Genomic DNA, 18016 nt, shown 5'->3' with positions numbered 1-18016 from the left:
CCCCCCCGCCCCCGGCCTACGGCTTACGGCTTACGGCTTACGGCGTACGGCTTACGGCTTACGGCTTACGGCTTACGGCTTACGGCTTCCAGCTTACGGCTTACGGCTTACGGCTTACGGCTTACGGCTTACGCCGGCGGCAGCCAGGCGATCCGGGCCGCGACCAGCACCAACGAGGCGACACCTAGCAGGTGCCAGGGGCAGGGGCCGAGGCGCTGGCGGGGATATCGCTGCCAGGCCAGCTGCACCAGGGCGCAGACCACCAGGCCGAGCAGGGCGCCGCCGATCAGGTCGCTGAGCCAATGCACCCCGATCACCAGGCGTGACAGGGCCATCGGCAGGATCACGGCAATGGCGGCCCAGTAGGCTAGGAAGCGCCTGCCGTGGGGCAGCTCCCGGGTGGCGAAGGCCGCGGCCATGCCGAACAGCACCACGGCGGTTGAGGTGTGGGCGCTGGGGTAGGAAAGCGAGTCGGCCAGGTGGGCCGGCGTGTGCGGCCGCGCCCGCCCGATGGTCGCCTTGAGCAGGGTGTTGAGCAGCGCGATGCCGGCGAGCCCGCCGGCGATGTGCCAGAAGGCCGGCAGGTGTCGTCGCCAGAGCAGCCAGGCCGCCCAGGGCAGGGTCAGGGCGAGCACGCCCAGCAGGTCGCCGGCCTCGGCCATCACTGAGCCGAAGGCGGCCAGGCCCGGCAGCGCGAGTCTCTCCAGCAGCCCCGCGAGACGCAGGTCCATGGCCAGCGGGCCATCATGATGGATCACCACCAGGGTCCAGGCTGACAGGGCCGCCAGCGAGAGGATCAGTAGCAGCCAGGAGGCCAGGGGAGGCTCCTCCTCATGGGACGGGGAGAGCAGCCGCCAGAAGCGCCGGCCCAGGGGCGTTCGCCGCGACAGCCAGGCGAGGCCGCGGTAGACGAGCCCATCGTGGGTCACCAGGTGGCGGCACCAGGAGAATGCCACGGCGAGGAGGACCACCAGCAGGCCCAGAGCGACCAGCCAGGGCTTGAGCCCCTCGGGCAGGTCCAGCAGCTGCTGCCAGGTCCGTCCCAGCAGGTAGCCCGGCAGCACATAGGCCGGTGCCCAGAGAAGTGCCGAGCCCAGGTTGGCCCAGGTGAAGGTGCGGGGTGACATCCTCAGCATGCCGGCGATCAGCGGCACCACGGGCCTCACCGGGCCCACGAAGCGTCCCAGGAACACCGACAGCGGGCCGTGGCGCTGGAAGAAGCGGGCGCCCCGCGCCAGCCACTCGGGATGTCGTGACAGCGGCCACAGGGCGGTCACTCGCTCGCGCTGAGTGTAGCCGAGCAGGAAGCTCAGGCCGTCGCCAGCCACCGCGCCGAGGAAGGCCGCGCCGAGTACCGGGCCCACGGTCAGGCTCTGGTGTCCGGCAAGTGACGCGGCGGCGGTCATCAGCACTACGCCCGGCACCAGCAGCCCGACCAGCGCCAGGGATTCCACCAGGGCGATGGCAGCGATGATCAGCAGCAGCAGCCCCGGCGGGGGTGCCAGCTGGAAGAGGGTATCGGTAATGCTCAAGGGACGCTCCGTTGCCGTGTCGTGCGTTGGCTCAGCCATCGGCCAGCGACTGGCTGACGGCCTGCAGGCGCTGCTCGAGCCGTTGCCAGGACTCCCCCGGGCGCGGCCGACAGAGGCGCACTCGCGCCTCCATCGGGCCGGTCTCCATCAGGGTGGCCTGCTCGAAGGCCTGGCCGAGTCGTTGCTGCACCAGTAGGGCGCCGCTCTCGGAGGTGTCCGGCAGCACCAGCCAGAAATCCGCCGGGCCCTCCCGGCCCAGGATGTCATGGTCGCGGCAGCGGCTGGCGACGGCCTGGCAGAGACAGTCCAGCAGGGCCTGTCGCGCCCGCGGGCCGAACTGCTCGCCCGCCATCTCCAGCTGGGGCAGGTGAATCAGCACCACGGCCAGCGGCTGCCCGAGCAGTGAGGCGCGTTCGGCCTCGCTGGCCAGTCGCTCATGCAGCGTCTGGCGTTCTACCGCCGAGCATTCGGGGTCGCGCGGGTCGGTGGCCCTCAGCAGGGCGTGCTGGCGGACCTGCTCCCAGGGCACCAGGGCCGCCACGACCACCAGCGTCAGGTAGCCCAGCAGCATGTCCCGATCGAGCTCGCCACTACCAAGCAAGGCCAGCCAGACCGGCGTCAGCGCCACGTTGAGCAGCATGGCTGGGCCCAACGGCAGCAACAGCAGGGTGAGGACCGGCGGCAACCCCACCCAGAGCGACGGCAGTCCCGACTGTCGAGGCAGTTCGACGGCGATCAGCAGGTAACCGCAGATCAGCACCAGGTAGGCGGCCAGGCGCGAGTGATCCTCGCGCGTCACGCTCAGCAGGGTGGCCACCAGCATCAGCAGGAAGAGGGCGGCGGGGAGCGGGAGGCGCGCGTACTCGCCCATCAGGTAGAGCCACAGGGCCATGCCCAGCAGCAGCAGCGCGCCGCTGGCGTACCAGGCCGCGAACAGCCGCAGGAACCAGACTCGACGTTCAGGCATCGGCCGGTTCCTCGCTGATCTGGAGCCCAGGTGCCTGTCGGGCCAGGGCCTGTCGCTCGTCTTCCAGCGATGCCAGGCCGGGCAGGGCGATCGCCCTGCCCGGACCCCTGGCCTCGAGGTGACGCCACAGTGTCTCGCGACGCTCCTCGGCCTCGCGACGGTTGCGGCTGGTCAGGATCACGGCCAGGGTCCGCGGGTCGAGGCGGTAACAGGGCTCGTAGCTGTGGGTCAGTCGGCACAGCCGGTGGGCCAGTGACCAGCAGCGGTGTCGCGGGGTGTGCAGCAGCAGCAGCTCGGCATGCACCCCCTCGCGAAGGCTGCGGACCCGCTCGAGGGCGAGGTCCTGGGCCAGCCTGGCACCGGGCCAGAGCGGCAGGCCGGGGACCAGGCGGGCCCGGCGCAGGGAGCTCTGGCGCAGCGCGCGAAGGTCAAGGGCCCTGGACAGCCCCAGCAGCATCAGGGCCGCGAGCAGCAGGCCGGCCAAGGCCCACTGCTCGAGCCCCAGCAGTTCGCGCAGTGGCCACCAGGTGGCGAGCGCCAGCAGGGTCTCGAGCAGCAGGATCCAGCGGGGTTGGGGAAGCATCAGCAGCACCGCCCAGGCCCACAGCCAGGTGATGTGCCGCTCGGGGTCCACCCACAGCAGGGCGGCCAGCAGCAGGCCGGGCAGCAGCTGCCAAGGCACCGTGGCGGGGCGGCGATGGTTGAAGGCGAGCGACAGCGCGGTGACGGCCAGCCAGGTCGCGGCCAGCCACAGCAGCAGGGCCTCGGTCAGGGTGGTCGTGGCGATGGCCATCAGGGCCAGCAGCAATGCCGCGACCAGCAGGTTGCCGCGCAGCAGTCCGACTTTGTACTTGGTCTGCATGGTGGCTTAGTATGATTCTCTTCCCGGTTTACGGCACTGTATAACGCCGGCACTGCCCTTGTCGCGGCGTTGCCGGCCCCAGGAGACACGCAACGGCATGACAGCTCAAGCCTCCCACTCGGACCATGACCCCGCGACCCCCGATATCGGCGATATCGACGCCTACATGCAGCGCCTGGGGCAGGGCGCCCGCGAGGCGGCCACCCGGATGCGCCGCGTCGACACCGCGGCCAAGAACGCCGCCCTGCTGGCCATGGCCGAGTATCTCGAGAAGGCCCGCGGCGAGGTGCTGGCCGCCAACGCCCGCGACCTGGCCCGGGGGCGCGAGAACGGCCTGGAGGCGGCCCTGCTCGATCGGTTGGCGCTGGACGACACGCGCCTCGATGCCATGATCGACGGGCTCGCCCAGGTCGCTGCCCTGCCGGACCCGGTAGGCGAGATCGACGGCCTGCGCTCGCGGCCCAGCGGCATTCAGGTGGGCCAGATGCGCGTGCCGCTCGGGGTGATCGGCATCATCTACGAGTCGCGCCCCAACGTCACCCTGGAGGCGGCGAGCCTGTGTCTCAAGTCCGGTAACGCGGCCATATTGCGCGGCGGGTCCGAGGCCCGTGACTCCAATGCCGCCATCGCCGCCTGCATCCGCGCCGGGCTGGCCCGGGCCGGCCTTCCCGAAGGGGCCGTGCAGGTGGTGGCGACCACCGACCGGGCCGCCGTGGGCCGCCTGATCAGTATGCCGGACTACGTCGACGTGATCATCCCACGTGGCGGCAAGTCATTGATCGAGCGCATCACCCGGGAGGCGCGGGTGCCGGTGATCAAGCACCTCGACGGCGTCTGCCACGTCTACATCGATGCCAGCGCCGACCTCGACAAGGCGCTGGCTATCGCGGTCAATGCCAAGACCCACCGCTATGGCACTTGCAACACCATGGAGACCCTGCTGGTCGATGCGCCGGTGGCCGAGACCCTCCTGCCGCGGCTCGCCGCCGCCTACGCCGAGCATGGCGTCGAGCTGCGCGGCTGCGAGCGGACCCGGGCGATACTGGGCGGCATCGCCGAGGCCAGCGAGGCAGATTGGCAGGCGGAGTACCTGGCCCCGGTGTTGGCCATCCGCGTGGTCGATGGCATCGATGCCGCGATGGCCCATATCGAGCGCTATGGATCACGGCACACCGACGCCATCGTCACCGAGCATTATGGCCTGGCGCGACGCTTCCTCGCCGAGGTGGACTCCAGCTCGGTGATGGTCAACGCCTCGACCCGCTTCGCCGACGGCTTCGAGTACGGGCTGGGCGCCGAGATCGGCATCTCCACCGATCGCCTGCATGCCCGTGGGCCCGTGGGGCTCGAGGGGCTGACCACCCGCAAGTACGTGGTGCTCGGCGACGGCCAGGTGCGCCGGTGAGCCAACCGGGCCTGCCCGTCAGGGCCGACCGCGACCCGCCATCACCGCCCCGGCTCGCCATGCTCGGTGGCACCTTCGATCCGGTGCACCTGGGGCACCTGCGCAGCGCAGTGGAGCTTCGCGAGGCGCTGGCGCTGGACCGCGTGCACCTGGTGCCCGCCGCCATGCCGCCGCTGCGCGGCGAGCCCCGAGTCTCGCCCGCCGACCGTCTCGCCCTGTTGCGTCTGGGGATCGGCGACACGCCGGGCCTGGTCGCCGACTCCCGGGAGCTCGAGCGTGACGGGCCCTCCTACAGTGCCGACACCCTCGCCTCACTGCGCCGGGAACTGGGCGCTGATGCGCGACTGGTGATGGCGCTGGGTCACGATGCCTTCCTGCGGCTGGCCGACTGGCACGAGCCAGAGCGACTCTTCGAGCTGGCCCATGTGGTGGTGATCGATCGACCGGACCACCAGGCGGCGCTGCCCAAGGCGCTGGTCGAGCTGCTGGCGGGGCGCGAGGTCGAGGAGGGCGAGGCGCTGATGGCCCGGCCCGCCGGGCGGCTGTTGCGCCTGAGGCTGCCCTCGCGCATGGCGATCTCGGCCACCGAGGTGCGTCGGCGCCTGACGGCGGGCCGTAGCGTGCGCTACCTGCTGCCGGAGGCGGTGGAAGCACATATCCTGTCGCGGGGACTCTATCGGCATGGCTGAGTGCTGCCCAGTCGGGCGTCAAGTCGGTACAATGGGAGTTAGGGTTTCCTGCTGACGAAGGTCTGACACGAAGGGCTGACACGAAGGACTATGCATATCGACGCACTCAAGACTCTGGTAATCGACGCACTGGAGGATCTCAAGGCCCAGGACATCGCCGTCCTGGATGTCTCACGACTGACCAGCGTCACCGACCTGATGGTGGTAGCCAGCGGCACTTCCAGCCGCCATGTGGCGGCGCTGGCCGACAACGTCGTCCAAGCCGCCAAGGAGCAGGGCATTCCGCCGCTGGGTGTCGAGGGCGATAACGGCGCCGACTGGGTGTTGGTCGACCTGGGTAACCTGGTGGTGCATGTGATGCTCCCCGAGACACGGCAGCTCTATGACCTGGAACGACTCTGGGCCGACCTGCCCAGCGAGTCGGAATCCCGGCTCGAGGAAGGGGTATACAGTTCATGAGGGTCCGCCTGCTGGCGGTGGGCACGCGCATGCCCGATTGGGTGTCGCGCGGTGTCGAGGAGTATCGCAAGCGCCTGCCCAGGGACTTCGCCCTGGAGGTGGAAGAGATCGCGCCGGGGCAGCGCGGCAAGCATGCCGATGTGGCGCGAGCCATGGCCCGGGAGGCCGAGCGCATCCGGGGTCGCCTCAAGGGCGGGGAACATCTCGTCGCCCTGGAGGTAGGGGGCAAGGCCTGGAGCACCGAACAACTGGCCCGCGAGGCCGACAGCTGGCGCCTCGAGGGGCGTGACGTGGCGCTGCTGGTGGGTGGTCCCGATGGCCTGGAGCCGTCGCTCTCGGCGAGTGCCGATCAGCGCTGGTCGCTGTCGCCGTTGACGCTGCCTCATCCGCTGGTGCGCATCCTCCTCGCCGAGCAGCTGTATCGTGCCTGGACCCTGCTGGTCGGCCATCCCTATCATCGCTGAAGCCTGCATTCTGCGCTGTTACCGCTGAAGGCTGTTCCGATCCATGACCGCTGAAGGCTGCTTTTCTCCATGACCGCTGAAGGCTGCTTTTCTCCATGACCGCTGAAGGCTCTTCTCCACCACTCCGAGGTCATCACTGAGCATGCGTCGGCGCCGCGATACCCTGAAGAACCCGGAACAGGAGCTGCGTGTCTTCCGCATGCGCTCGCTGCTGGCCGTGCTGCTGGTGGTGTGCTTGACCGGGCTGCTGGGCGGGCGGCTGTTCTATCTGCAGGTGGTGCAGCATGAGGTCTACAGCACGCGCTCCGAGAAGAACCGCGTCCGGGTGGAGCCGCTGCCGCCCACCCGCGGGCTTATCTACGATCGCAACGGCGTGCTGCTGGCCGAGAACCGTCCCACCTACAACCTCACCCTGGTGCGAGAACGGGTCGAAGACCTCGATGCCACCCTGTCGCTACTGGTCGACTTGCTGGGGATCCCCGAGGAAGAGGTTGAGGCCTTCCGGGTGCGTTCCCGCCAGCGCCAGCGTCCCTTCCAGCCGGCGTTGCTGATGAGCGACCTCGACGAGGACCAGATCGCCCGGCTGGCGGTCAACCGTCATCGCCTGCCCGGTGTCGAGGTGGAGGCCCAGCTGTTGCGCTACTACCCCGATGCCGAGACCATGGTGCATGCGCTGGGCTATGTGGGGCGGATCAACGCCGAAGAACTCGCGGGCCTGGATACGGGCAACTATGCCGGCACCCATTTCATCGGCAAGACGGGGGTGGAACGCTTCTACGAGGACGAACTGCATGGCCAGGCGGGGCTGCGCAAGGTGGAGACCAATGCCCGCGGCCGGGTGCTGCGCGAGCTCGGTCACACCGACCCGGTGCCGGGCAAGGACCTGACCCTGACGCTGGACAGCGAGCTGCAGAAGCTTGCCGTGGAGCTGCTCGACGGCCGTCGCGGTGCCATTGTGGCGATCGCCCCGGCTACCGGCGAGATTCTCGCCCTGGCATCGGTGCCGGGGTTCGACAGCAACCAGTTCGTCACTGGCATCGATGTCGCCTCCTATCGAGCCCTCCGGGAGAACCTCGACTTGCCGCTCTACAACCGGGCCATCCGCGGTCACTATCCGCCAGGCTCGACGATCAAGCCGTTCATGGCCATCAGCGCCCTCAAGGAAGGAACCATCACGCCGGGCAAGGTGATCTACGATCCGGGCTACTACCAGTTGCCCAATGATTCGCGGCGCTACCGCAACTGGTTGCGCTGGGGGCATGGTCGAGTCGATCTCGAACGGGCCCTCGCGGTTTCCAACAACACCTACTTCTATTCCCTGGCCCATGACCTGGGCATCGACCGCATACACGAGAACATGACGGCCTTCGGCTTCGGCGAGCGGGTCGCTCACGACATCTACGGCGAGAGCGACGCCCTGATGCCCTCCCGGGACTGGAAGCGAGGGCGTTTCAATCAGCCCTGGTACCCCGGCGAGACGCTCTCCGTGGGCATTGGCCAGGGGTACTTGCAGGTGACGCCGCTGCAGTTGGCGACTGCCACAGCGGTGCTGGCCAACCGTGGCCAGTGGGTCAAGCCACGCCTGGCCCAGCGGATCGGCGAGGAACAGGTGCCCGTCGCACTGCCGGACACCCCGCCCGATATCATGCTCAGCACCGAGGGGTGGTGGGATCGGGTGTTCTCCGGCATGGAGAAGGTGGTATCCGGACGCGAGGGCACCGCGCGGCGGATCGGCCGGGATCTCGACTATCGGATGGCCGGCAAGTCCGGCACCGCCCAGGTGTTTTCCCTGGGCCAGAACGAAAAATACAATGCCGACGAACTCAAGGAGCGGCTGCGCGACCATGCCCTGTTCACGGCCTTCGCGCCGGTGGAGGACCCCCGGATCGCCGTGGCGGTGATCGTCGAGAATGCCGGTGGGGGCAGCACCCACGCCGCCCACCTGGCCAAGGCGATGACCGATGCCTGGTTGCTCGAGGACGAGGCCCCGGATACCGAGGAGGTGCGCGAGGTGCTCGAGCGTGAGGACGGCCGGGTGACGGGGAACTGACGATGAGCTGGAGTGAGCTGACCCGTGGCCTGCGGGCCCATCCCGTGAAACCCTCCCTGAGCGGAATCGCCCGGCGGCGCAGCCTCTGGCAACGGATTCACCTGGATCCCTGGCTGATGGGCATGCTGCTGGTGCTGATGCTGGCCGGGCTGGTGGTGCTCTACAGCGCCAGTGGCCAGCGCCTGCCGATGGTGACCGCCCAGGCCATCCGCTTCGGCGTGGCCCTGGGGGTGATGGCAGGGCTTGCCCAGCTCTCACCGACGACCCTGCTGCGCTGGACGCCGCTGGTCTATCTCGCCGGTGTGCTGATGCTGGTGGCCGTGGAACTGATCGGTGACATGGGCATGGGCGCCCGGCGCTGGCTGGTGATTCCCGGGGTGATCCGCTTCCAGCCCTCGGAGCTGATGAAGCTGGCCATGCCGATGATGGTCGCCGCCTGGCTGAGCCGCCAGCCCCTTCCGCCGCGTTGGCGCGACCTGCTGGTCTGTGTGGCGATCATCGGCCTGCCGGTGGTGCTGATCGCCAAGCAGCCTGACCTGGGCACCTCGCTGCTGGTCACTTGTTCGGGGGTATTCGTGATCCTGCTGGCAGGCCTTTCCTGGCACTTCATCCTGTTCTGCGGCGTGCTGGCGGCATCCGCGCTGCCGCTGCTGTGGATGAACCTGCACAACTACCAGCGCCAGCGGGTGTTGACCTTCCTCGACCCCGAGAGCGACCCGCTGGGGGCGGGCTGGAACATTATCCAGTCGACCACCGCCATCGGCAGTGGCGGCTTCTGGGGCAAGGGCTGGCTGCAGGGCACCCAGTCGCAGCTGGAGTTCCTGCCCGAGCGTCATACCGACTTCATCGTCGCGGTGCTCGGCGAGGAGTTCGGGCTCGTGGGCATGCTGGCCTTCTTGCTGCTCTACCTGCTGATCGTGGGGCGCGGGCTATGGCTCGCCGGCGCCGCCCAGGAAACCTTCGGGCGCCTGGTGGCGGGCAGCATCATCCTGACCTTCTTCATCTATGTCTTCGTCAACGTAGGCATGGTCAGCGGCATCCTGCCGGTGGTCGGGGTGCCGCTCCCGCTGGTTAGCTACGGGGGGACCTCCAGCGTGACCTTGATGGCGGGTTTCGGTATTCTCATGGCCATTCACGCCCACCGCCGCCTGCTGCCGCGCTAGGCAACCGACACGACTCAGGGAGAGCCGAAATGACGCTGTCGTCACCACGGAGAGAACGCTGGATGGCCTGGCTCGCGGGTGGCCTGCTGGCATGGGGGGCGACGACGGGTCTGGCGGCGGACTTCGATCCGCAGCGCCATCCCGAGGCGCGACGCCTGGTGGAGGAGCTGGTCGAGAAAGGCATCGGTCGCGACTGGCTCCAGGCCGCCCTGGCAGACGCCGAATTCCGCCAGCCGGTGCTGGATGCCATGGCCGGCGCCGCCGAACGGCGCCTGACCTGGCACGAGTATCGCGCCATCTTCCTGGATGCCCCGCGCATCGCTAACGGGGTGGCCTTCATCGAGGCCCACCCGGCGGCCTTCGCGAGGGCGGAGGCCGAGTACGGCGTGCCACCGGAGGTCATCGCCGCCATCATCGGTGTGGAGAGCCGCTACGGTGAGGTCACCGGTCGCCACCGGGTCCTCGACTCCCTGGCGACCCTGGCCTTCCATCACCCCCGCCGGGGCCGCTTCTTTCGCGGTGAGCTGGCCGCCTTTCTGGAGATCGCCTTCGCTCAGCAGCGCTCACCCGGCAGCCTGACCGGCTCCTATGCGGGGGCCATGGGCTATCCGCAGTTCATTCCCACCAGCTACCAGGCCTACGCGGTGGATTTCGACGGCGATGGCCTGCGCGATCTCTGGACCAATCCGGTGGACGCCATCGGCAGCGTGGCCAACTACTTCGCCGAGCATGGCTGGCGGCCCGGCGAGCCCCTCTATCACGAGGCCGAAGGCCCCGCCACGCCTCCCGAGGACGTCGACTTCAATCGCGCCGCACGGCCCCCCGCGGTGCCGGCAGCGGAGCTTGCCGCGGCGGGCCTCGAGGTCCCGGACGCGCTGGCCGACGATCATCGACTGCTGCCGGTGGCGCTGGAGGTTGGCGATGACGCCTGGCGTTACGTACTCGGCGAGCACAATTTCTACGTGATCACCCGCTATAACCACAGTCACCTCTATGCCATGGCGGTGACCGAGCTGGCCGAGGCGATGGCCGATGCACGGGGTCGGGAGGCCCACTGGCTCGACGCCACCGACACCACCCCGGAGGAGGCTTCATGAGACGCACCTGTGCCGCCCTGAGCGTGTTGCTGCTGCTGGCCGGCTGTGCCGGGGGCGGTGGCGGGTCGCGTCCTACCTCCGGTGAGGCATCCAGCAAGGCACCGGTCGCCTCGGGAGGTGGCGAGCGCTATGCCCTGACCGGTGACGCCTATCCCGAGGATCCGCCCGATGTCGCCGAGGTGCCCGACGCGGTGCCGCGTCACGAGTCGCGCTCCCGGGGAGGCAATGCCTCGCCCTATGAGGTATGGGGCAAGCGCTATGAGGTGCTGGAGGATGCACGTGGCTACAGTCGCCAGGGCAGGGCCTCCTGGTACGGCGAGAAGTTCCACGGCTATGCGACCTCCAACGGCGAGATCTATGACATGTACAAGATGAGCGCCGCCCACCGTTCCTTGCCCCTGCCCAGCTTCGTCCGTGTCACCAGCCTGAACAACGCCCGTTCGGTGATCGTGCGGGTCAACGACCGCGGGCCCTTCCACAGCGATCGCGAGATCGACCTCTCCTATGCGGCGGCGGCGCGCCTGGGCATCCTCGAACAGGGCACCGGCCGGGTTAAGGTCGAGGCCATCGACGTGGAGCGCTGGATCGCCGAGCATGGCGGTGCCCCCCGCCCCGCGGAGCGGGCTCCTCCCCGCGGGGAGGGGCCACCCCGCCAGACGGCCGCCGCCGTGCCAGAGGCCGGGCGAGAGCAGCGGACGACAGGGGGCGGTGTCTTCCTGCAGGTGGCGGCCCTGGGCTCTGCCGACAGTGCCCGTCAGCTGAAGTCGCGCCTGGAGGGCGAGATCGATCGGCCCGTGCGCGTCGCCAGTGCCACCGGCCTTCATCGTGTCCAGGTCGGTCCCCTGGAGCATGCCGGCCAGGTCGATCCGGTCCGCGAGCAGCTGCGCCGGGCCGGCTTTGCCCAGGCCTTTGTCGTCAACGATGCCGACTGAGTCGGCGCCTCTTACCGAACCACCCTGCGATGCCCTTGATGAGAGTCCTTGCCATGAGATTCACGCTTTTCTTCCGCCGCCGCCGGTTGTTGCCGCTGCTGCTGGTCAGCCTGCTGTTGGTCGTGTCACAGGCCGCGGCCCAGGTGATCCCGACGCCGCAGACCATGATTCCCTCGCCGCCGCAGCTGGCCGCGAGTTCCTGGATCCTGATGGATGCCGGCAGCGGCCGAGTGCTGGTCGAACACAACGCCGACGAACGCCTGCCGCCGGCCAGCCTGACCAAGCTGATGACGGCCTACCTGGTGGAGCGCGAGCTCAACCAGGGCAACATCGCCCCGGATGACCTGGTGCCCGTGAGCGAGAAGGCCTGGCGCACCGGCGGCTCCAAGATGTTCATCGAGGTCGACACCCAGGTGCCGGTTTCCGAATTGCTGCAAGGGATCATCATCGTCTCGGGCAACGATGCCAGCGTGGCGATGGCCGAGCATCTGGCTGGTGGCGAGCGGCCCTTCGCCGACCTGATGAACCAGCACGCCACCCGGCTGGGCATGCATAACACCAACTTCGTCAATGCCACCGGCCTGCCCGACGACAACCACTACTCCTCGGCCCGCGACCTGGCGCTGCTCTCCCAGCACATCATCAACGACTACCCGGACCACTACGCGACCTACGCCCGCAAGCAGTTCAGCTATGGCGGCATCGAGCAGCCCAACCGCAACCGCCTGCTGTGGCGCGACAGCAGCGTCGACGGCCTGAAGACCGGCTGGACCGAGTCCGCGGGCTACTGCCTGGTGGCCTCCGCCAAGCGTGACGACATGCGCTTGATCTCGGTGGTCATGGGCACCGCATCCGATGAGGCCCGCGCCCAGGAGACCCAGAAGCTGCTCAGCTACGGCTTCCGCTACTACGAGAGCCTCAAGCTCTATGATGCCGGTGCCGTGCTCAATACGCCGCGGGTGTGGGGCGGCGACAAGAACGAGCTGCGCGTCGGCGTCGACCACGACGTGGTCATGACCGTGCCGCGCGCCCGCAGCGCGGAGCTAACCGCCAAGCTCGACATCCGGGCCGATCTCACCGCGCCCATCGCCGCCGGGGATCGGGTAGGGACCATGGAGGTGCGCCAGGGCGATGAGATGGTCGGCGAGCGCCCGCTGGTCGCCCTCGAGAGCATCGAGGAGGGCGGGTGGTTCAAGCGCCTCTTCGACCAGGTGCAGCGTTTCTTCACCAACCTGATCGGCGGCTGGTTCGACTAGGGTCGGCGTTGGTCTCCCCGCGCCGGGTTGGGTAAAATAGGGAGATATCCCCGACCCGCCGGAAGGCTTCATGAACGACAACTCCCTGCGTGATCTTCGCAAGCCCCGTCGCCAGGCGGGTGGCAAGCCGCCGAAGATCACCTTTCCCTGCGACTACCCGATCAAGGTCGTCGGTGATGCCGCCGAGGACCTCGCCGCCACGGTCTGCCAGATCGTCATCCGGCATGATCCGGCCTTCGACGCGAGCGCCATCCAGGTGGTCCCCAGCCGCCAAGGCCGCTTCCAGTCGGTGCGCCTGACGATCCGCGCCACCGGCGAGGTGCAGCTGAAAGCGCTTTTCGACGAGCTCAAGGCTACCGGCCGCGTGCACATGGTCGTCTGATGGCAAGCGAGAGCGCTGTGGCGCCGATCCGCTTGCATCGCCTGGGTCGTCGGCCCTATACGCCCGTCTGGCAGGCCATGCGCGACCTCACCGACGGCCGCGATGCGCAGACTCCCGATCAGTTCTGGCTGGTCGAGCACGACCCGGTGTTCACCCAGGGTCAGGCCGGCAAGCCCGAACACCTGTTGATGCCCGGCAACATCCCGGTCGTGGCCACCGACCGCGGCGGGCAGGTGACCTACCATGGCCCCGGCCAGGTCGTGCTCTATCCGCTGCTCGACGTGCGGCGCTCACGGCTGGGCGTGCGCGACCTGGTCACTGCCCTGGAGAATGCGGTAATTGCCGTACTGGCCGAGCATGGCGTGGTGGCCCACGCCCGCCCCGATGCGCCCGGCGTCTATGTGGGCGAGGCCAAGATCGCCTCGCTGGGGCTGAGGATCCGCCGCGGCGCCAGCTTCCATGGGGTGGCCCTCAATGTCGATGGCGACCTTTCTCCGTTCCTGCGCATCAACCCCTGCGGCTATGCCGGCATGGCCATGACGCGGCTGGCCGACCTGAGCGATGACTGCCCTGGCGTCGAGACGGTGGGGGAGCGCCTGGCCGAGTGCCTGGCGCGGGAGTTGGGGCGTGAGTTAAAAGCGCCAAGCAGCCATGCGCCGAGCCGCCAAGCTGACCTGTGATGGGCTGCCGGTGCTGAGGTAGAAGAAGCCCCCGCTGGACCAAGCATCCAGAGGGGGCTTTGCGTTGACACCAGAGGTGGCAGAGACATCATGCTGTTCGCTCGGCGCTCGGCGCTCGGCGCTCGGCGCTCGGCGCTCGGCGCTCGGCGCTCGGCGCTCGGCACTTAGCCCACGTTGACCGCATCGATGCGGTTCGGGTCGGTCGACTGGCCGGGTACCTCGGCGGGGGCCGCCAGGCCCAGGTTATTCTTCTCGAACACCCGGTCGGCCCGGTAGCTGGAGCGCACCAGGGGGCCGGACGGTACCTCCATGAAGCCCTTCTCCAGGCCCAGCACGCGATAGCGCTCGAACTCCTCCGGGGTGACCCAACGCTCCACCGGCAAGTGGTTGCGCGTGGGGCGCAGGTACTGGCCCAGGGTCACGATGTCGACGCCGATGGCCCGCAGGTCGTCGAAGGTCGCGAGGATCTCCTCCTTGGTCTCGCCGAGACCCAGCATCAGGCTGGTCTTGGTGATCACCGCCGGCCGGTGGCGCTTGGCGTGGGCCAGCACGTCCAGGGTCTTGCGGTAGCCGGCCCGGGGGTCGCGGACCCGCCCGGTGAGCCGTTCGACGGTCTCGACGTTCTGGGCGAAGACCTCGAGGCCCGAGTCGACCACCCGCTCGATCGCCGAAGGCTCGGCATCGAAGTCCGGGGTCAACGCCTCGACGACCACCTCGGGCGTGCGGGCCTTGATGGCACGAATGCAGTCGGCGTAGTGGGTGGCGCCACCATCGGGGAGATCATCGCGGTCCACGGAGGTCAGTACGATGTAGCGCAGGCCCATCAGTTCGACCGAGCGGGCGGTATTTTCCGGTTCTTCCGTGTCCAGCCAGCCCCGGGGATTGCCGGTATCCACCGCGCAGAAGCGGCAGGCCCGGGTGCACACTGAGCCCATCAGCATGATGGTCGCGGTGCCGTTGCTCCAGCACTCGCCCTGGTTGGGACAGTGCGATTCGGCACAGACGGTGCTGAGACGATGGGTGGCCACGTTCTTCTTGACCGCCTCGAAGCGTTCGCCGCCGGGAATCTGGGCGCGCAGCCACTTCGGCTTGCGGCCATCGGTACCGCCGTCCTCGACCTGGCGACGCGCCTTCATGCCGTCCTTGATGGCGGCCGTGCCATGATCGTTGCGGTACTTCTCGCCGCTGGAGACGCGTGGGGAGGGGGTGTCGCTCATACATTGAGCCTCTCTGCTCGCCGGCTGTCGACGCCATGCGGGCGCTGCCACGGGGTTTCCGGGAGTGCGCCGGTCGGCGGTTCCAAGCAGCCTGGCACGTCGAATGAGTCGTGGGTCGCGAGTTGATAAAATATCACAAGATTCGTTGTCCTGGACAGCCGGCCCCGGGCCGCGGCTGCCCTGAATGCAGCTTAGGACTCCGGCATCCGGCGCTCGCAGTGCGTCGCGTCATGCGCTATATTGCATTGCAGCAAAGCCCGATTTCATGCATCGCTGCCGGCCCGATACCGTCAGTGAGCAATCCTGGAGCTCAACAAGATGAATGCCCTGATACCGACTCCCCCACCCAGCGTGCTGCCCTTCGTGGATCCGTTCGGTTTCGGACGCGCCGCCCATGACTACTGGCGCGATACCCTGGAGCGCAGCGTGCTCTTCATGGATGTCATGCGCCAGCGCGGCAACCAGTATCTCGAGCATATCGAGCAGACCAAGCCCAATGTGCTGGGCTTCGATACCGAGGTGCTGGTGGACGGGCGCGAATTGGCCCGCCCGGTCAACTACGAGCTGATGCGCATCCAGCCGCCCGAGGGGGTGGAGACCGATCTGCAGATGCGCCCCTTCGTGGTGGTGGACCCGCGTGCCGGCCACGGCCCGGGCATCGGCGGCTTCAAGCCCGATAGCGAGCTCGGCGTGGCTCTGAGGGCGGGACATCCCTGCTACTTTATCGGGTTTTTGCCCTACCCGGTCCCGGGGCAGACCGTCGAGGACGTGGTCGAGGCCGAGGTCGCCTTCTTGCGTCACGTCATCGAGCGCCATCCCAAGACCTCCGAGAAGCCCATGGTGGTCGGCAACTGCCAGGCCGGCTGGCAGATCATGATGGCCGCTGCCCTCGAGCCCGAACTCTTTGGGCCGATTCTTATCGCCGGCTCGCCGCTCTCCTACTGGGCCGGTGAGCGAGGCAAGGCGCCGATGCGCTATACCGGGGGCCTGAGTGGCGGCAGCTGGATGACCTCGCTGTTGAGTGACATGGGCGCCGGGCTCTTCGATGGTGCCTGGCTGGTGCAGAACTTCGAGCGCCTCAACCCGGCCAATACCTGGTGGAGCAAGCAGTACCGACTCTACGCCGAGGTCGACACCGAGGCGGAGCGTTACCTGGAGTTCGAGCGCTGGTGGGGTGGTCACGTCGTGCTGGGCGGCGACGAAATCCAGTACATCGTCGATAACCTCTTCGTCGGCAACCGCCTCTCCACTGCCCAGCTGGTGACCTCCGATGGGCGTCGCATCGATCTGCGCAACGTGCGCTCGCCGGTGGTGGTGTTCTGTTCGAAGGGCGACGACATCACGCCGCCGCCTCAGGCTCTGGGCTGGGTGCGTGACCTCTACGATGGCGCGGAGGACATCATCGCCAACGAGCAGACCATCGTTTATTGCGTCCACGACACCACCGGACACCTGGGCATCTTCGTGTCCGGCAGCGTCTCCCGCAAGGAGCATACCGAGTTCACCGCCAACATGGACTACATCGACGTCTTGCCGCCGGGGCTCTATGAAACCACGGTCTCCAGTGCCGCCGAGCGCGAGGATGCCGAACTGATCGAGCGCGACTACCTACTGGAGTTCACGCCGCGGACCATCGAGGAGCTCGATCAGGAGATCCAGCACCGCCCCGAAGACGACACCCGCTTCGCCACGGTGGCACGAATCTCCGAGATCAACCTGGGCCTTTACCGGCTCTTCGTGCAGCCTTGGGTCCAGGCCCTGGCAACGCCCGAGTCGGCGAAGTGGATGCGGCGCATGCATCCCAACCGTCTGGGCTACCGCCTACTGTCCGATCGCAACCCGCTGATGACCGCGGTGCCAGTGCTGGCCGAGAAGGTGCGCGCCGACCGCCACCCGGTACACGAGGACAACGTCTTTCGTGCCGTGGAGGGCATCCAGTCCGACCAGGTCACCCGCAGCCTGAACGCCTGGCGTGACTTCCGCGACAGCAGCAGCGAGCGTCTCTTCCTCGACTTCTACGGCCAGCCGATGCTGCAGGCCATGGTCGGCCTGGGGGGCGACGCCCATGTGCATCGCCGTCGCCCGGGGGCCGAACCCGAACACCGCCGCTTCATCGAGCGTCGCCGTGAGGAGGTCCACCACGCGATCACCGAGGGAGGCAGCCACGAGGCGGTCATGCGTTCAGTGATCCATGTGCTGGGCGGTGCCCCGGCCAGCGACGAGCGCAACTTCAAGCGGCTGCGCGCCTCGCGGGCCGAGCTTGAACCGGGCATCCAGCTGGCCGACTTCAAGCATATGGTGCGTGAGCAGTTCTTCACCCTCCAGCAGGACCATGAGGCAGCACTGGAGGCTATCCCGACCCTGCTCAAGGGGCAGACGGCCAGCCAGATCGATGCCCACCTGGCGCATATCGAGCATGTCCTGGCGGCCAGCGGTGAGTTGAGCGAACATGCGGCGGAGCGCTTCGAGCGCATCGAGGAGCTGTTTCGCCAGGCCATCCAGCATGCCCCCCAGGCTGAGCAGGACGCTCGTCGGGAGGCTCAGGCCAGGGTGGCCAGCCCGGCGGCCCCGGCGCAAGAGCCGGCCAGTGAGGCCGTCTCCGAGGCCCCTGTGGAAAACATCTCCGGCGAGGTGCCCACCGAGGGCAGCGAGGCCTCGTCTGCCACCGAGACTGACGCCAGCAGCACCTCGCCGGCTGATCAGGGCACGGCCTCGAGCACTGGGTCGGCGGTCAAGCGCAAGTCTGCCAGCCGGGCCACGCCGCGGCGGCGGACGCCGCGCAAGCCCGGCAAGAGCTGATCTCACACAGTGTGGCATCTGCGCCCCCGCCCTTGTCCGGCGGGGGCGCTGTCGTTGAGGAG

General features: G+C 68.3%; 16 protein-coding genes. 12 read left to right on the top strand and 4 right to left on the bottom strand.

Translation table 11 applies throughout. The annotated features are described in order from the left end of the window. Positions 1 to 128: 128 nt before the first annotated feature. From OP498_RS13305 to OP498_RS13295, 3 genes are read right to left on the bottom strand one after another with little or no spacing between them, the layout of a single operon-like run. Positions 129 to 1532: a bifunctional DedA family/phosphatase PAP2 family protein gene (locus OP498_RS13305; protein WP_280553839.1), complete on the bottom strand. Its 1404-nt coding sequence runs from the start codon at positions 1530 to 1532 to the stop codon at positions 129 to 131. A gap of 31 nt (positions 1533 to 1563) precedes the next feature. Then, positions 1564 to 2499, bottom strand: coding sequence for a diguanylate cyclase (locus OP498_RS13300; RefSeq protein WP_280548622.1), 936 nt, complete (start codon positions 2497 to 2499; stop codon positions 1564 to 1566). Next, entirely contained in the window at positions 2492 to 3361 is an 870-nt protein-coding gene (locus OP498_RS13295) for a hypothetical protein (protein ID WP_280548620.1), read from the bottom strand. Before OP498_RS13295 ends, OP498_RS13300 begins: the two co-directional genes overlap by 8 nt. 97 nt (positions 3362 to 3458) lie before the next feature. On the opposite strand from OP498_RS13295, the gene OP498_RS13290 reads away from it, so the two are divergent. From OP498_RS13290 to lipB, 11 genes are all read left to right on the top strand, one after another. Further along, positions 3459 to 4766 carry a glutamate-5-semialdehyde dehydrogenase gene (locus OP498_RS13290; RefSeq protein WP_280553838.1) on the top strand — a complete coding sequence of 436 codons (1308 nt, stop codon included), beginning with the start codon at positions 3459 to 3461 and terminating at the stop codon, positions 4764 to 4766. Between the two features lie 59 nt (positions 4767 to 4825). Then, positions 4826 to 5455 carry a nicotinate-nucleotide adenylyltransferase gene (nadD, locus tag OP498_RS13285; RefSeq protein ID WP_280548666.1) on the top strand — a complete coding sequence of 210 codons (630 nt, stop codon included), beginning with the start codon at positions 4826 to 4828 and terminating at the stop codon, positions 5453 to 5455. A gap of 90 nt (positions 5456 to 5545) precedes the next feature. Further along, on the top strand, positions 5546 to 5914 hold the full coding sequence (gene rsfS, locus OP498_RS13280; RefSeq protein WP_280548616.1) for a ribosome silencing factor: 369 nt from the start codon (positions 5546 to 5548) through the stop codon (positions 5912 to 5914). After that, the gene (rlmH, locus tag OP498_RS13275) at positions 5911 to 6378 is read left to right on the top strand and encodes a 23S rRNA (pseudouridine(1915)-N(3))-methyltransferase RlmH (protein WP_280548614.1); all 468 of its coding nucleotides are present in this window, start codon (positions 5911 to 5913) and stop codon (positions 6376 to 6378) included. Before rsfS ends, rlmH begins: the two co-directional genes overlap by 4 nt. A 142-nt stretch (positions 6379 to 6520) precedes the next feature. After that, a complete protein-coding gene (gene mrdA, locus OP498_RS13270) occupies positions 6521 to 8428 on the top strand; it encodes a penicillin-binding protein 2 (RefSeq protein WP_280548612.1) in 1908 nt (635 codons plus the stop codon). Between the two features lie 2 nt (positions 8429 to 8430). After that, the gene (gene rodA / locus OP498_RS13265; protein WP_280548611.1) at positions 8431 to 9591 is read left to right on the top strand and encodes a rod shape-determining protein RodA; all 1161 of its coding nucleotides are present in this window, start codon (positions 8431 to 8433) and stop codon (positions 9589 to 9591) included. 62 nt (positions 9592 to 9653) lie between these two features. After that, the gene (gene mltB, locus OP498_RS13260; RefSeq protein ID WP_280548610.1) at positions 9654 to 10688 is read left to right on the top strand and encodes a lytic murein transglycosylase B; all 1035 of its coding nucleotides are present in this window, start codon (positions 9654 to 9656) and stop codon (positions 10686 to 10688) included. Beyond that, on the top strand, positions 10685 to 11620 hold the full coding sequence (locus OP498_RS13255) for a septal ring lytic transglycosylase RlpA family protein (RefSeq protein WP_280548608.1): 936 nt from the start codon (positions 10685 to 10687) through the stop codon (positions 11618 to 11620). The genes mltB and OP498_RS13255 overlap by 4 nt, the downstream gene beginning before the upstream one ends. Before the next feature lie 53 nt (positions 11621 to 11673). Next, positions 11674 to 12876 (top strand): D-alanyl-D-alanine carboxypeptidase family protein, encoded by a 1203-nt coding sequence (locus OP498_RS13250; RefSeq protein WP_280548606.1) that lies wholly within the window; start codon positions 11674 to 11676, stop codon positions 12874 to 12876. A 70-nt stretch (positions 12877 to 12946) separates the two neighbouring features. Beyond that, positions 12947 to 13258 (top strand): DUF493 domain-containing protein, encoded by a 312-nt coding sequence (locus tag OP498_RS13245; protein ID WP_280553837.1) that lies wholly within the window; start codon positions 12947 to 12949, stop codon positions 13256 to 13258. Next, positions 13258 to 13938 (top strand): lipoyl(octanoyl) transferase LipB, encoded by a 681-nt coding sequence (lipB, locus tag OP498_RS13240; protein ID WP_280553835.1) that lies wholly within the window; start codon positions 13258 to 13260, stop codon positions 13936 to 13938. Before OP498_RS13245 ends, lipB begins: the two co-directional genes overlap by 1 nt. Positions 13939 to 14102: 164 nt before the next feature. On the opposite strand, the gene lipA is transcribed toward lipB, so the two are convergent. Beyond that, positions 14103 to 15155, bottom strand: coding sequence for a lipoyl synthase (gene lipA, locus OP498_RS13235; RefSeq protein WP_280553833.1), 1053 nt, complete (start codon positions 15153 to 15155; stop codon positions 14103 to 14105). 318 nt (positions 15156 to 15473) lie between these two features. Here lipA and OP498_RS13230 point away from each other — a divergent pair, with 318 nt between their 5' ends. Continuing rightward, a complete protein-coding gene (locus OP498_RS13230) occupies positions 15474 to 17954 on the top strand; it encodes a DUF3141 domain-containing protein (protein WP_280553832.1) in 2481 nt (826 codons plus the stop codon). Positions 17955 to 18016: the final 62 nt, after the last annotated feature.

It is taken from the genome of Halomonas sp. 25-S5 (assembly GCF_029889845.1).
Classification (GTDB): Bacteria; Pseudomonadota; Gammaproteobacteria; order Pseudomonadales; family Halomonadaceae; genus Halomonas.
This window is presented reverse-complemented; position numbering and strand designations above follow the sequence as displayed.